13 protein-coding genes and 1 pseudogene are annotated in these 13737 nt (G+C 38.5%); 1 reads left to right on the forward strand and 13 read right to left on the reverse strand.

From position 1 onward, the window contains the following. Positions 1-47 precede the first annotated feature (47 nt). Both EYS05_RS02320 and EYS05_RS02325 read right to left on the reverse strand, forming a co-directional pair. Positions 48-935: an ROK family protein gene (locus tag EYS05_RS02320; protein WP_118512975.1), complete on the reverse strand. Its 888-nt coding sequence runs from the start codon at positions 933-935 to the stop codon at positions 48-50. A 29-nt stretch (positions 936-964) separates the two neighbouring features. Next, on the reverse strand, positions 965-1657 hold the full coding sequence (locus EYS05_RS02325; RefSeq protein ID WP_118512866.1) for an N-acetylmannosamine-6-phosphate 2-epimerase: 693 nt from the start codon (positions 1655-1657) through the stop codon (positions 965-967). Between the two features lie 332 nt (positions 1658-1989). Between EYS05_RS02325 and EYS05_RS02330 the strand changes: the two genes are divergently transcribed. Beyond that, positions 1990-2952: an Rpn family recombination-promoting nuclease/putative transposase gene (locus tag EYS05_RS02330; RefSeq protein WP_118512867.1), complete on the forward strand. Its 963-nt coding sequence runs from the start codon at positions 1990-1992 to the stop codon at positions 2950-2952. A gap of 502 nt (positions 2953-3454) precedes the next feature. Here EYS05_RS02330 and EYS05_RS17560 read toward each other — a convergent pair. From EYS05_RS17560 to EYS05_RS02385, 11 genes and pseudogenes are all read right to left on the reverse strand, one after another. Then, entirely contained in the window at positions 3455-4243 is a 789-nt protein-coding gene (locus EYS05_RS17560; protein WP_243101050.1) for a hypothetical protein, read from the reverse strand. A gap of 11 nt (positions 4244-4254) precedes the next feature. After that, positions 4255-4395: pseudogene (locus EYS05_RS02340) on the reverse strand (VOC family protein); the annotation flags it as partial. 174 nt (positions 4396-4569) lie between these two features. Then, positions 4570-4995, reverse strand: coding sequence for a plasmid pRiA4b ORF-3 family protein (locus EYS05_RS02345; RefSeq protein ID WP_243101051.1), 426 nt, complete (start codon positions 4993-4995; stop codon positions 4570-4572). Next, the gene (locus tag EYS05_RS02350) at positions 4985-5209 is read right to left on the reverse strand and encodes an ErpK protein (protein ID WP_118512869.1); all 225 of its coding nucleotides are present in this window, start codon (positions 5207-5209) and stop codon (positions 4985-4987) included. Before EYS05_RS02350 ends, EYS05_RS02345 begins: the two co-directional genes overlap by 11 nt. Positions 5210-5214: 5 nt before the next feature. Beyond that, on the reverse strand, positions 5215-6918 hold the full coding sequence (locus tag EYS05_RS02355) for an IS1634 family transposase (protein ID WP_138276510.1): 1704 nt from the start codon (positions 6916-6918) through the stop codon (positions 5215-5217). 248 nt (positions 6919-7166) lie between these two features. Further along, a complete protein-coding gene (locus EYS05_RS02360) occupies positions 7167-8072 on the reverse strand; it encodes a sugar phosphate nucleotidyltransferase (protein ID WP_138276511.1) in 906 nt (301 codons plus the stop codon). A 24-nt stretch (positions 8073-8096) separates the two neighbouring features. Then, entirely contained in the window at positions 8097-9212 is a 1116-nt protein-coding gene (glf, locus tag EYS05_RS02365) for a UDP-galactopyranose mutase (protein ID WP_334295813.1), read from the reverse strand. Between the two features lie 62 nt (positions 9213-9274). Then, the gene (locus EYS05_RS02370) at positions 9275-10336 is read right to left on the reverse strand and encodes an acyltransferase family protein (RefSeq protein WP_158293296.1); all 1062 of its coding nucleotides are present in this window, start codon (positions 10334-10336) and stop codon (positions 9275-9277) included. A gap of 50 nt (positions 10337-10386) precedes the next feature. After that, positions 10387-11829: a flippase gene (locus EYS05_RS02375; protein WP_138276514.1), complete on the reverse strand. Its 1443-nt coding sequence runs from the start codon at positions 11827-11829 to the stop codon at positions 10387-10389. A 43-nt stretch (positions 11830-11872) separates the two neighbouring features. Then, a complete protein-coding gene (locus EYS05_RS02380; protein ID WP_118512875.1) occupies positions 11873-12910 on the reverse strand; it encodes an NAD-dependent epimerase/dehydratase family protein in 1038 nt (345 codons plus the stop codon). A gap of 52 nt (positions 12911-12962) precedes the next feature. Continuing rightward, positions 12963-13691, reverse strand: coding sequence for an IspD/TarI family cytidylyltransferase (locus tag EYS05_RS02385; protein ID WP_118512876.1), 729 nt, complete (start codon positions 13689-13691; stop codon positions 12963-12965). Positions 13692-13737 lie beyond the last annotated feature (46 nt).

The raw sequence follows: 13737 nt of genomic DNA on the forward strand, positions 1-13737 counted from the left end.
CACTGTAAAATCCCGGTAAATCTTATGTAAGAATGTTGCCAAACAGATTACCCCAAGCTGCAGAAATGATAAAAGGCGCCAAGCATACCCGCATCATTCCGATGTCGTGCAAATGCGATCCTTGTATGCTCCGCCATACTGGGAACAAGATATTTTTTCAGGGCATTTTCTATTTTTTCCTTCAGAAAATCCTCCTGTGCCATGATCCCGCCGCCAAGCACAACGACCTCAGGATCGATCACATAGCAAATATTTGCGATCCCCTTGCCCAGAACATCCGTCATCTCATCAATTGCCTGAATACAGAGCCAATCTCCTCTTCCGGCCTCCTCAAAAACATGGCGGCCATCCCATTTTTCCTGCGGCTCACCCTTCCACTGTGCGACCTTTTTGGTCAGCGTACTGGCCGCTCCCCGGGTCTGGAAATCACTGTCTCCCATATGCATATAGCCAACCTCACATGCACTGTTCCCAAACCCGCGAAAAACCTTTCCGTCGATCACAATACAGCCGCCGATTCCTGTTCCCACCGTAAGGATCAGGGCAATGCGGCTTCCCTTTGCCGCACCGGAGCTGTATTCCGCAAGACCCGCACAGTTTACATCATTTTCTACCTCACACGGAATGTGAAACCTTTCTTCCAGAATTTTTTTGTACTGGATCCCTGCATAGTTTGGTATCAACGGAGACGCATAAAAAATAGATCCCTCTTTTGTATCCACCATACCGGCTGTTGAAATACAGATGCCGGAAACTGTATCCTGTGTCCGTGTGAGCAGATCTTCCACTATTCCAATAACCTTTTTAAGAATTTCCGGGCCACCCTTTTCTGCTTCCGTTTTTGTCGATCCCTTAAAAATAATCTCAGCGCTGTCACTGATCAGGCCATACTTGATGGCTGTACCGCCAATATCAAGACTGACATACATTTTCATCCTGTGATCCTCATTTACACTCTCATCCGTCATTTTCGTTCCATTACTTCAACAAATGATTTCGTGATCAGCTGTGGCCTTGTGATGATCGAGCCCACCACAACGCTGTAAGCTCCCAGCTCGATCACATGCTTCGCTTTTTCCGGTGTATTGATATTCCCCTCTGCGATCACCTTATGTTTTGCTTTCGCCACGATTTCTCTTAAAATTGCGAAATCATCCTCTTCGATCTTAGCGCCCTTGCTCTGCTCCGTATAACCAACCATCGTCGTTCCTATAAAATCAAATCCCAGCTCATCTGCATGAAGTGCCTCTTCTACTGTAGAACAGTCCGCCATCCATAGCTGATCCGGGTATCTTTCTTTTACCTCATGGAAAAACTCCTCCAGGGTTTTATTTCCGGGTCTTTTTGAGATCGTTGCATCCATTGCTATGATCTCCGGCCTTACCTCCATCAGTTCCTCGATCTCTTTCATAGTTGGCGTAATGTAAACCTCACTGTCCGCATAATCCCTCTTCACGATCCCGATGACCGGAAGATCCACCTGCGACTGTATCTCCCTGATATCCTCTTTGGTATTTGCCCGTATCCCGCATGCTCCGCCGATTTTTGCTGCCAAAGCCATTCTTCCCATAATAAATGAAGAATGCAGCGGCTCCTCCGGCAGCGCCTGACAGGATACGATCAGCTTCCCCTCCAGATTTGCTATCTTCTGATCCATTTTTGTCATTTCCCCACTTTTCTGTTGATGAAACAATGATACCATGAAACCGTTTTTCCGTAAAGTTTACAACCACATAAATCCACAGTCCCGGACCAGCAATTATTACTGTTCACTGGTAATGTCCCGCGAGGTGTTTTTTGTGAGCGAAGGTCACAGAAAACCCGAGACATACCGCGCGAATTTATGCGATCAGCATATCTGTCATTTATGATCTTTTTATAAAATATCAGAGATCCGCTTCTCAAACGCCCTGATGTATGATACCCTATAACTGGATCAGATGATAAAACTATCCTGATCACATAAACAGATCGAAGGTGGTGAAACCTATGGGTACAAAGGATACCATCACCAAAGATTACATGGCTGACAACCGCGTTTTTGCGGACGTGTTCAACCATATGCTGTACAAAGGAAAAAACGTCATAGACCCTGACACTCTTCATCCACTAGATACCACAGCTCTCGCTGTCCCCTACGGATCCGGCACTTCAGAAATTCCTGTCCAGAAATTCCGGGACGAATTCAAATCTCTTAATGTTATGCATGATGATTCCAGGATCTATCTTCTCCTGGGGATTGAAAACCAGTCGGAAGCACACTATGCAATGCCGGTCAAGAACATGGTCTATGATGCATTAGAATACGCAGGGCAGGTAGAAAATTCCGCAAGATCCCACAGAGAAGCAAAGCAATGGCCTTCCACATCCGGAGAATATCTCACCGGCTTCTACAAGGATGACCGGCTGATCCCGGTCATAACCACAGTCGTGTACTTCGGTTCCGACACCTGGAACGCTCCCAGAAGCCTCCACGAAATGCTCTCTGTTCAGGACCCTGAGATCCTTTCTCTGGTCCCGGATTACCGGATCAATCTCTTCTCACCTGCTGAGATAAAGGATGAAGAACTTGATAAACTCCAGAGCAATCTCAAAGAAGTCATGCTCTTCATCAAATATTCCAAAGATAAACGGAAGCTCAAGGAGCTCACCACACAGAGCCCCGGTTTCCGCTCACTCGAGCTCAAAGCAGCCCGGGTCATCGACTCCATAACAGGTATCAACTTACGTTTCACAGAAACAGAAGGGAGTGTTAATATGTGTCAGGCTGTTCAAGAAATGTGCGATGATGCACGTGCCGAAGGCCGTACTGCCGGGCTCGCAGAAGGTCTTCAGGAACAAGCTATGCTGACAGCACAGCGTATGCTTCAGGATCCAAGATTCTCCCCTGAAGACATCTCCAGATTTTCTGGCCTTTCTCTTGAGGACGTGCTGAAATTACAGAAAAAATAGTTCGTATTGGAAATGCTCAGATCCTTTGTAGGGAATCTGAGCATTTTTCTATTTTACAATACCCTCGGTAACACCAGCATATCTGTCATTTATAAAACATCAGAGATCCGCTTCTCAAACACCCTGATGTATGATACCCTATAACTGGATCAGATACTAAATCAGCTTTTTTTGTAATTTTATAATTGTGTATGTTAAAAACAAACTTATCAAAATACACAAAACATAATTTTGAAAATAAAATGTCTTTATCCCTATAACATTCATAAGTGCTCTAATCGCAACATGAGTCAAATATAATTCATAAGACATTTTTCCAAACTGCTCCAATATCTTTACAATTCTTTTAGGCATCTTTCGTATACTTTCAGCAATACAAGACAGCCAAAAAACAAAAATGAATATTCTTGTGCGGTGAGTCCGGGCAGTAGGGACACGGAGCCCGGATTATTCAATTATACGGTTGCGGCACATCTTACCGTAGACTTTTGCACATAGCAACCTATTTTTTGCATTTTTTCGGATGACCCATCTTCTCCTTCGCATCATCCGGCACATCAATCAGTCCGAATCGGTAGAACATCCCGTAGATGTAAGTCACGCCCCTGATATCTCCCAGAGCTTTTGGGCGATCTACCACTGCTCCTACCTTTTTAATATTGTGCAGTGCCAACAGCACTGAACTCCATGCCAGACTTTTACTCTTCTCCCGTCTATCGATCCACAGTTCTTTCGTATACTCGCCATTCCTGCCTTTCCGTACCTCATAAGAGAATGGCAACCCGGAGTAAGTTTTGAATTTCACACCTGCATAGGCCAAAACCACACCCCAGAAGTTTTCTTCTGTCGGATCAGCCCTCCACCGTTTCATCGCTCTATATCTCCGCTGCCGTTCTGCTCCAACACTGATTTTCTCTTTCTCTGTACTTGGGAAGTACACACCTTTTTTATATGGCAGGTACGAGGTGACAGAGGCTATGGAGAGTTGAAGAGTAGAGGATGTTGAGACGATGGAGGTTTTGTAGTCTTGTGTTTCTCGGTATTCTTCAAAAGTGTCCTGCACCTTCTTCGCCACATCCGACTCATACACACCAGCCGTGATGAGCAGCTTCCGTACCTTTATTGGATTGAACGATAGCTCATCTGCTATGGCTTGGAGGGACATAGTATTATAAAGTGCCACAGCACTTTCCATCTGTTCCTTCAGATTTTTCCCGGCATCGTAATCCGGCTTCCGCTTCTTCCGGCCACCGCCGGACTTCCTGACTTTATGTGCTCTTTTCTCTTCCATAATTATTTGTGCAGCTCCAACTTCCAATCTTTGCATTCCGAGCGATAATTCTCCCTGATGACAGAAAATCCCAGCTTGTTCACATAGAAATCCTTTGCGGCTTCGTAGTCAGATACGATGATTGCAATATGATGTATTTTTGATAAATTCATTTTGTATCACGCTCCTCTTCTTTTAATTATGTTCTTCTTTTATTTCCGTCATAAACTATATAGCGACCCTTAAAATATACCGTGTGAACTCCTGGAGTTCAGTTTGTCCACACGGCAAATATTTGTGATCTTAACTTCCTGTACAATTAGCTCTCGTTAAACGCGAACATCACATTATTCTTCGTCAAACTCATCTTCATCCCAGTCTGGATACTGTTGAATGCTTCCTTTTGCCTTAACGATACGAGGCTTAAAATCTCCCTGAACTTCACTGATTTTTGAAACTGTAATCGTGAACATCCAATCATCCCCAAAATCATAATGAAGTGCAAATTTCTGTCCTTTGCAAAGCCTGACCTCATCCAGTGTGATATCTGCAGAAGGTTCGTCTCCCTCTGGATCTGACTGATAAGCATATTCGCTGTACATACGGTTATCCATACAAAATTCATACAGATGCTCATCTATAAAATCAAATGATTCCAGGATAATCTGGCACAATTGATTTAATGTACTGTTACCGCAGATTTCGATATTTCGGTAAACATCACGTCCTCTGCCTGCAGGATATATCTTCATCGTATACTGGTTACTCATCATCCACCTCATTTCCAGATAAAAATCTCATTACTTCCTCAAAAGAACGTTCGCTTCTGGCAAATGCTTCCATTAATTCCTTACTGCGAAGTTCATCCCGTTTCTGCACCAGCTTCTCAAGCTTATCCAATTCGTTCTCATACCTGTCTTTTGCTTTCGAAACTACTTCCTTTTGTGATTCAATCTTTTCTTCTATCGGAACACTTCTCCTTGCCATCGTTCTTATCCTTCTTTCTCTATCTGCATCAGATATTCATTCATTGCAGCAGCCTGGGTTCTGATGTTTGCCGCCGTCATGTTAAATGCCTTCAGGATTTCTTTCTGCGTGGCCGTAACCGCATAATCCATGCGGTATCCCCAGTCGCTCTGGCGGATCAGTTCTATCTTTTCCAGTTCCCGGATTGCTGCCGGAACTGTAAGATAATTCGGCTTTTTTGCCAGTCCATTCGCCTTTTCCTTTAAGGCTGTATATATCCTGCACCGGATGATCAGTGCAAGAAAACCAATGAATATCTTATTTGATGCCGCCTCTTCTGATGCCACTCTCAGACAATGGTTTCCGAGATAAGTTTTATCTGCCCGGAATACTTTTTCCGATACATCCCTGCTCTTGTAAAGGTTTATCGCATCCTTTGCATCCATCTTTTCGGATGAGATGATAGCAAAATATCCACAAAGCTCCAGCTCATCCTGGATCACCGGCAGCTTGGGTTCGCCATAAACAAAATGTCCGTTTTCCTTGTTATAATGCATATGAAAATACTTATGGAATGCCGGTCCGAATTCATACTCCTTATCTTCATGCTGTTCCATAAATCTCTGCATTTCATGGATTTTTTCTTCCAGTCTTGCACGTTCACCAACCGCTTTGGCAGCACTGTAATAAATATGTATGTATCGTTTCTTTGTGTCACTGGCATACACAAAAGTGTAGACCGTTTTTCCATACACTTCGAATTCCTCGATCCGGTTTCCCCAGTTATTTTCAAAAGTGCCTTTCTGTTTTCTCACCTGACTGCTTATAAAATCCTTTATTCCTTTCACCATAATGATAAAGGAAAATCCACTGCTGTCCATGTAGTTAAGATTATCTTTGCTAAAATATCCCCGGTCCAGGATAAACCCGATATTTTTATAACCATAGCATTTTATCTTATCAACCATAAACTGTAACTGGGAAACATCATTGATACTTCCGGAATATTTTTCATACATGAGAGGCTCCCGGTTGTTTACATCATAGCCAACAGCATAATTGAATATCGGAAGTCCTGCATCCACCTTTGCTGCTCCGAATTCCACTATATCTATATCTCCGGCCTGACAGTTCTTATTTGTTGAATCATATGATATATAAATACGCTCACGTTTGCATCTGTCTGCATTCCACTGATCCAGGAAATCCTGCCTCTGATTTTCTTTTATTGACCTCAGAAAATCTGAAATAAATGAATCACTGTAACATTTCATATCCGGAGTAAAAAGCGGATGATTGTAAGCATAATCAGGATAATACTGTGCTGCATTCCCTTCTGTAATAATGGAATAGGCTGCCAGGTCAAGCATGATCCCGGCTGCTTTTGCCCCAAATGAATCCTGCAGTTTTGTATCCAGTTCGAGATCTTTTACAGCTTTATCTATGATCATATATGCACCTGTCTTCAAACAGCTGCTCCTGCATGAAACTGTTTTTTCCTCAGGCTGTTCAACCTCCGGAAAATATCTCCTGAAATTTTCATTAGGTCTCATTTTATTTTCATCTTCCGGTAAAACCTTACCGATGGTGACCCTTTTTACATTTGTATACTGTTTGGATGGATCGTACTCACGGCTGTACTCATAATAAACATAGCGTGCCTTACCTTTGGTTCGAAATGTGATTTTTCCTTTTACATCAGGTATATCAACAACATAATCCAGATACATGAACATCTCACTTCTTTGTAGTTGTATTTACGACTAAATATGGTATAACATAAAACCTGCATTTCTGCAACAACAAAATGCAGGTTTTTCCTTATTTTTTCAGTATTTTCAGGGCATTCTCAATCCGTATGATTCACTTGTGTTGCACTTTATTATGAAAGTTCACACCGCTGAAAGTAAGGGCTTTTGTCGTCTTTACTGTCTTTTAGGACACAAACGAGAGTTAATTATTACAGAAGTTCACAATATTACTCTATATCACAGAACAGTTCTTCTTTATAAACACCACGCTCCAGCATATCGCGAAAACTCGCTTTTACAACCGCAACATCCTCTTTATAGGTCATGCCATACCATGTATCATTAGTCCGCAGCACCTTAACAGACATCTTATCCTCTGCCAGAAGTTCCCCGATAAATGTAGGAATCAGAAACTCCGCCTTCATGGGATTTCCCGGGACTACTTTTTCAAAAAATTCCGCAAATCCCTCTTCCAGAGTTTCCAGAAACTCCGGTCTCAAGCCCCACATGTTCATAGAAACAAGTGACTCTGTATCCAGCTTCACACCATCCGCCTCTGCACCATCCACAGTTTTTACAATATTGGAAGTCTCCACAACTTCTGTCAGGTCATTATGCTCATCCATTTTGCAGATACCACGTGTCACACCACCATTATCAGACAACGTATTCTTCAACACAAAACCAGCCATGCAGGACTGGCCTCCCTTTACAAGATAATCATGAACCTCACAGAAGCCTTCTTTTCCGTAATAATCATCCGCATTGATCACAACAAAAGGCGTTGTCAAAACATCCTTTGCAGCCAGAACTGCCTGTCCGGTACCCCAAAGCTTCGTACGGCCTTTCGGAAGTTCTCCCGGAATATCGTTGATATCCTGGAAAACATACTCCACAGTAACTGAATGCACCTTGCAGACCGCCTCAATCCGATTCCCGATCACATCCTTAAATTCATTTTCAATATCCTTTCGGATAATAAAAACCACCTTGTTAAAACCTGCTTCGATCGCATCATGAATCGAATAATCCATGATAATATGCCCCTGTTCATCAACCGGCTCCAGCTGTTTGATACCACCGCCAAAACGGGAACCAATACCAGCAGCCATGATAAGTAATGTTGTTTGCATTTAATTTTCCCTCATTTCCTGATCTTAATGTAATTCCTTTTCGCAGCGATCCAATACAGCTGCAATAACCTGATCCATGTCATAGTATTTATATTCACCAAGACGTCCGCCAAAAATCACATTTGTCTCAGCTTCTGCCAGCTTTTTATACTCTGCGTAAAGAGCTCCGTTCTTTTCATCATTAACAGGATAATACGGCTCATCTCCCGGCTTCCATTCAGAACTGAACTCCCGACTGATCACTGTTTTTGGAAGATCATTACCTTCCTCATCCTTGCCAAATTCAAACCACTTATGCTCAATGATACGCGTCCATGGAGTTTCCCGGTCCGTATAATTCACAGCTGCATTTCCCTGGAAATTCGGTTTATCCAAAGTTTCTGTTTCAAAACGCACGGAACGATATTCCAGTGTACCAAGCTTATAATCAAAATATGCATCGATCGGACCTGTGTAAACTACTTTTTCAGCCATCGCATCTAATTCATCTTTGTTTTCCAGATAATCTGTATTCAAACGAATCTCAATACCCTCCAGAAGATTTGCTACCATCTTCGTGTAACCACCAACTGGGATACCCTGATATAAAGCATTAAAATAGTTATTATCAAATGTCAGACGAACCGGCAGACGTTTAATGATAAACGAAGGAAGATCCCTGCAGTCACGTCCCCACTGCTTCTCTGTATAACCCTTGATCAGCTTTTCATAAATGTCACGCCCGACCAGTGAAATTGCCTGCTCTTCCAGATTTTTTGGTTCTGTAATTCCAGCTTCTTTTCTCTGCTCCTCAATCTTCGCTGCTGCTTCCTCTGGTGTTACCACACCCCACATTTTATTAAATGTATACATATTAAAAGGAAGACTGTAAAGCTCCCCTTTATAATTGGCAACCGGACTGTTTGTAAATCTGTTGAACTCTGCAAACTGAGTGATATAATTCCATACTTTTTTGTTGTTTGTATGGAAGATATGTGCTCCATATTTATGTACGTTAATACCTTCTGTTTTCTCTGTGTAGACATTTCCTGCAATATTCGGTCGCTTGTCTACTACAAGAACTGTCTTTCCTGTTTTTTTTGCCTCGTGTGCAAAGATTGCTCCGTATAAGCCGGAACCTACTACTAAATAATCGTACATCATTTTAATTTCTCCTTGTTATCAATTTCTTTAGTTACATCTTTAACTTTCTGTCTGCCTTATTAATATAAATATTTCAAATTAAATCTTTTTAATATCCATGTAATACCTATTGCTATTATTGGTGTTATAACAATTCTTGAAAAATATATTATTGCTGCCCCGAACTCTGAACCAAAAAATTCAATTCCACAAAAACGATAAAACCAAAACAAAAATAAATAATTTAATGGTTCTGCATACAAATATATTCCCATTCCATAGTCACTCAATGACTTTACTGCTCTACCATTTATTTTTATATGCCTTACCATATAGTTTAAAACTATCAACATAAGAAATGGACATACAATATACGAACTAAAAAAATGGAAAAAATGAATCTTTACTATCTTATCAACAATAAAAGATAAACATACCAGCCCAAACAAACATAACATCGATGAATCCTTCCAAATATTATGTTTTTTCAACCACTCAATCATATTTTCCAATCTATATCCCAAATAAAACCATAAAAGATAATATAAAGGATCTCCCAAAACGTGATATTGACCCAATCCTTTATATAAGATTACTCCTATACACCAACAAAAGCCAACTATAACTATTTGCTTTTTTGTTTCTAATTTACAAACAAAACTTGCAATGACAAACACAAAAAACAAACATTCTAAATACCATAAATATACACATGAAGGAAAAATCAACTGCAATAGCATTCCCCTTATACTAACACCATGGTAATAACCCGAAAAATATTTAACAGGTAAATTCCAGAAAAGCCATACAGCAATAAATGGAATCAGTAACCTTTTTGCCTTTTTAATAATAGTTCCTCTGGTATTAATATTCTTTTTCAATGAAAAAAGACTTCCAGATAACGCTATAAATGCTGGCATATGAAATGTATAAATAAAATTTGTTAAAATGCTTGTAATTTTATGAAACATTGTATCAGATATAAACGCATCTGACATCATAGTTCCGTAATTAATGCCTCCAAATTTTGTAGTTATATTATAATATGTCCCGTGACCTATAACCACCAAAACTACCAATATAATTCTTAATATATCCTTATCTTCTTGCCAATATATGTTGTTTTTGTTTGTATTTTCCATTCTTTTTATTAAATCTCTCACTTTCATTATTTAATGCAACAGATATTATATTATTTTATTTTATTTTTTATCGTATTAAAAATTTCAAGAAACAGTTCTTCTTTCAAAATCAGTAATACAAGTCCATATGCACCCCCAAAAAGAAGGGATGATATTACTAATGAAAAAAAATATCCTAAATTTAATATTTTCACCCACAAAGATACAATACTACCGGCAGACAATGCAATTAATATTTTTATATAATGTATCTGTCGAAAAGTATTCAAAATTTCATCTTTTAGCGCATAAAACTGGACAACAAAAACTGCAAACTCAGCAACTAATGTACCTATTGCAGCTCCTGTTGATGCATAAACCGGAATCAATAATGCATTAATAATGACATCCACGATAGCACCAACGATCTCAGAATATAATACAATTTTCTCTCGTCCTGTTGGTACAAGTATCTGAATTCCAAGTATATTTGTAATACCAATTAATAAAAGAGTTGGCATAATCACCTGCATGGGTATAATAGATCCAACATAATTATTACCTGACAAAAAGAAAATCCCTTCTTTTGCAAAATAGATGAAATATACAAACAAAGGTGTTGCTATTAAAAAGACAAAATTCAATGCCTTTTTTGTAATTCTATGGAACTCTTTCAATTCTCCTTTTTGTATATAATAAGATGCTCTGGGCAACAATACTGTCCCCAATGATGTTACAACACTCACAAGGATTACTTTAATTTTTACTGCTGCATTATAGTATCCCACATCTGTATCTGTTGTCATAAATCCCAACATTACCGTATCAAGATTTGTATATATTGTTGTTGCACATGACATAGCAAAGAATATCAATACTGGTTTTAGGTGTCGTCTAAAATTGTAATTTCCAACAGCCTTCAGATTTATAAATTTATGTGCATTAATCAAATTTAAAATATTCGATGCAGAAGCTGCAAAAATTGTTATTCCACCATAAATAACATAATCCGTCTGTTTATGTACAAGAAAGAACATAAAAATCAGTGCGATAAATTTGAAAATAACTGATCGTACTGTGATATAAGTATACTGTTCCAAGGCTTTATATAACCATTCCATGCCGATAGATGTCAAAATAATGTTAAAACTCAATACTACATACAATTCTTTTTCACATCTAAATTTAGGTACATAAAACAACAATACAATCAATACCATATAAGAAATCATACTCATAATTATATTAATAATCAAAAGTTCCTGTGCCACCTTGGAAAGTTTCTCACGATTATCCCTAACTTTTGCACATGCCCGAATTCCATATGTAGGAATACCTAATTGAGCAAACATAGAAAAATATGTAATAACAGATGTTGCCATCGACACTTTTCCTATTCCAACTGGCAATAAAACTCTTGATACGTACGGAAAAGTAATCAATGGAAAAATGAAAGAAGACATTGTCAGAATTATATTCATAATAAAATTTAGTTTTATTGATTTCTTTTTCATTTATTTTTTCTACTCTCTTACTTATAAGATTTTCGTACTTACTCTATATTCCCTCAATCTTCATCTGTTCAATCATTCTCTTATATGCATCCTCTAAGCCTATTTCTGGTGTCCACCCTAAAGCTTGTAATTTATCAGAATTTAATTTCATTTTCGTATCTTCTGCATAACCAAATACATTATCTTTAGGAATATCGTATATTACTTTAATTTTCCCATTTGAAATTTTATCCGCAACCATATGCGCCATTTCTGCAATTGTAGTATGTGATTTTGGATTTGCCACATTATATGCTTCACCATTTTCTCCGCAAAGTAAAATTGTAAATAATCCTAAAACACAATCTCGAGTATAACAATAATTTCCTTCCGATAATCCTCTCGTATGCAATACTATATCTCTTCCTGAGATAACGCTTTTAGCAAATTGAGCAAATACACGATTCTCCCCTGGCAAAATTCCTGCGCCAAACGTTTGTGCTAACCTAGCAATCTTAACTTTAACTCCGTATTCTTTCATATATGCAACACACATATTTTCGCATAACCGCTTACTTTCAGGATAATTACTACGTACTTTCAATGGATTAATGTAACCAATCTTATCTTCTGTTATCTCTGTATCAGAATTATTAAATGTTCCATACATTTCCATTGATGAAATATATACCATTGATTTACATTCATTTTTACGAGCAAATTCTAAAATATTTTTTGTACCCTCTATTGCTGTAGATAATGTCTCTACTGGTTTTTCAATCATTAATTTAGATGTTGTTACAGCAGCACAATGAAAGATCCAGTCAACTTTTTTATTAACATTAATAGGAAATGTGATATCACCAACAATAAGCTCAATATTGTCCAACTCATGTCTACTATATAATTTATTTGCTTTTTCAATATTTCTCACTAGTGCAATAATATGAATGCCTTCTACAGCTATAAGCGCTCTTACTACTGAAACTCCGATAAGCCCGGTTGCTCCAGTTACCATAACAGTGGTTTCCTTCAATTGCTCATACTGTAACAGATATTTTGCTATATATTGCAAATCATCTTCTAGCGGTCCTTTTCTCATCCAGCATCTCCTCCTTTAATTTATTTTTCTTTATGAGAGTTTTTTATTATCCTTATTCAAGCCCATATATTTGCTCATTTTCTTTTGCTTCAAGAATAGCTCGCATAGTATAAAAATCTTCTGGTGTTGTAATTTTAATATTCTCTCCTGGTCCATCAATCAAATAAAGATCATATCCATATCTTTGCATCATTGTGCAAGAATCAATACAATTTTTTTCACCTTCTGAAAGTGCTTTTTCATGAGCCTTCAAAATATCATCTAGCCAAAAACTTTGTGGAGCTTTGGCAACTCTTGAATTGTTCCGACTTGGGACATAATCAATTGTTGCTGTTCCCTCATTAACAACAAGTATTGTCTCTTTTACTTTAGCTGTTGTGATTGCAGAACCATATTTAATCACCGATTGAATATTATCACTAATTACTTTCTCATTAATCAATGGTCTAACGCCATCATGAATTAAAACAATGCTTTTTTCATCTTTTGCAATCTGTTTTGCAGATTTAAGACCATTGTATATGGATAATTGACCTGTTTCCCCTCCAGGAACTACAGATTTTACTTTTTCAATACGAAATTTATAAAGAAGTTTATTTAAATATGGAATCCAATCTTTTATACACACAATCACAATCGCATCTATCATAGAATGGTTTTCAAAATATTCCAATGTATGTATTATTATTGGTTTATTATACATTTCAAGAAACTGTTTCGGTCGATCTTTACTATGCATACGGCTTCCAACACCTCCAGCAAAAATCACTGCAATATTCATCCCTTGAACCTCCTAGTCTCTAACTCGTGTTAATCAAATTCAATTA

Source organism: Blautia sp. SC05B48 (genome assembly GCF_005848555.1).
In the GTDB taxonomy this organism is placed as follows: Bacteria; Bacillota; Clostridia; order Lachnospirales; family Lachnospiraceae; genus Blautia_A.

What these genes read in the sequence shown, in the direction of transcription:
- EYS05_RS02375 (WP_138276514.1), bottom strand. Translation starts at nt 11,829, where the DNA reads ATGAAAAAGAAATCAATAAAACTAAATTTTATTATGAATATAATTCTG.
- EYS05_RS02325 (WP_118512866.1), bottom strand. Translation starts at nt 1,657, where the DNA reads ATGGATCAGAAGATAGCAAATCTGGAGGGGAAGCTGATCGTATCCTGT.
- EYS05_RS02360 (WP_138276511.1), bottom strand. Translation starts at nt 8,072, where the DNA reads ATGCAAACAACATTACTTATCATGGCTGCTGGTATTGGTTCCCGTTTT.
- EYS05_RS02350 (WP_118512869.1), bottom strand. Translation starts at nt 5,209, where the DNA reads ATGGCAAGGAGAAGTGTTCCGATAGAAGAAAAGATTGAATCACAAAAG.
- glf (WP_334295813.1), bottom strand. Translation starts at nt 9,212, where the DNA reads ATGTACGATTATTTAGTAGTAGGTTCCGGCTTATACGGAGCAATCTTT.
- EYS05_RS02385 (WP_118512876.1), bottom strand. Translation starts at nt 13,691, where the DNA reads ATGAATATTGCAGTGATTTTTGCTGGAGGTGTTGGAAGCCGTATGCAT.
- EYS05_RS02330 (WP_118512867.1), top strand. Translation starts at nt 1,990, where the DNA reads ATGGGTACAAAGGATACCATCACCAAAGATTACATGGCTGACAACCGC.
- EYS05_RS02355 (WP_138276510.1), bottom strand. Translation starts at nt 6,918, where the DNA reads ATGTATCTGGATTATGTTGTTGATATACCTGATGTAAAAGGAAAAATC.
- EYS05_RS17560 (WP_243101050.1), bottom strand. Translation starts at nt 4,243, where the DNA reads ATGGAAGAGAAAAGAGCACATAAAGTCAGGAAGTCCGGCGGTGGCCGG.
- EYS05_RS02345 (WP_243101051.1), bottom strand. Translation starts at nt 4,995, where the DNA reads ATGATGAGTAACCAGTATACGATGAAGATATATCCTGCAGGCAGAGGA.
- EYS05_RS02320 (WP_118512975.1), bottom strand. Translation starts at nt 935, where the DNA reads ATGAAAATGTATGTCAGTCTTGATATTGGCGGTACAGCCATCAAGTAT.
- EYS05_RS02380 (WP_118512875.1), bottom strand. Translation starts at nt 12,910, where the DNA reads ATGAGAAAAGGACCGCTAGAAGATGATTTGCAATATATAGCAAAATAT.
- EYS05_RS02370 (WP_158293296.1), bottom strand. Translation starts at nt 10,336, where the DNA reads ATGGAAAATACAAACAAAAACAACATATATTGGCAAGAAGATAAGGAT.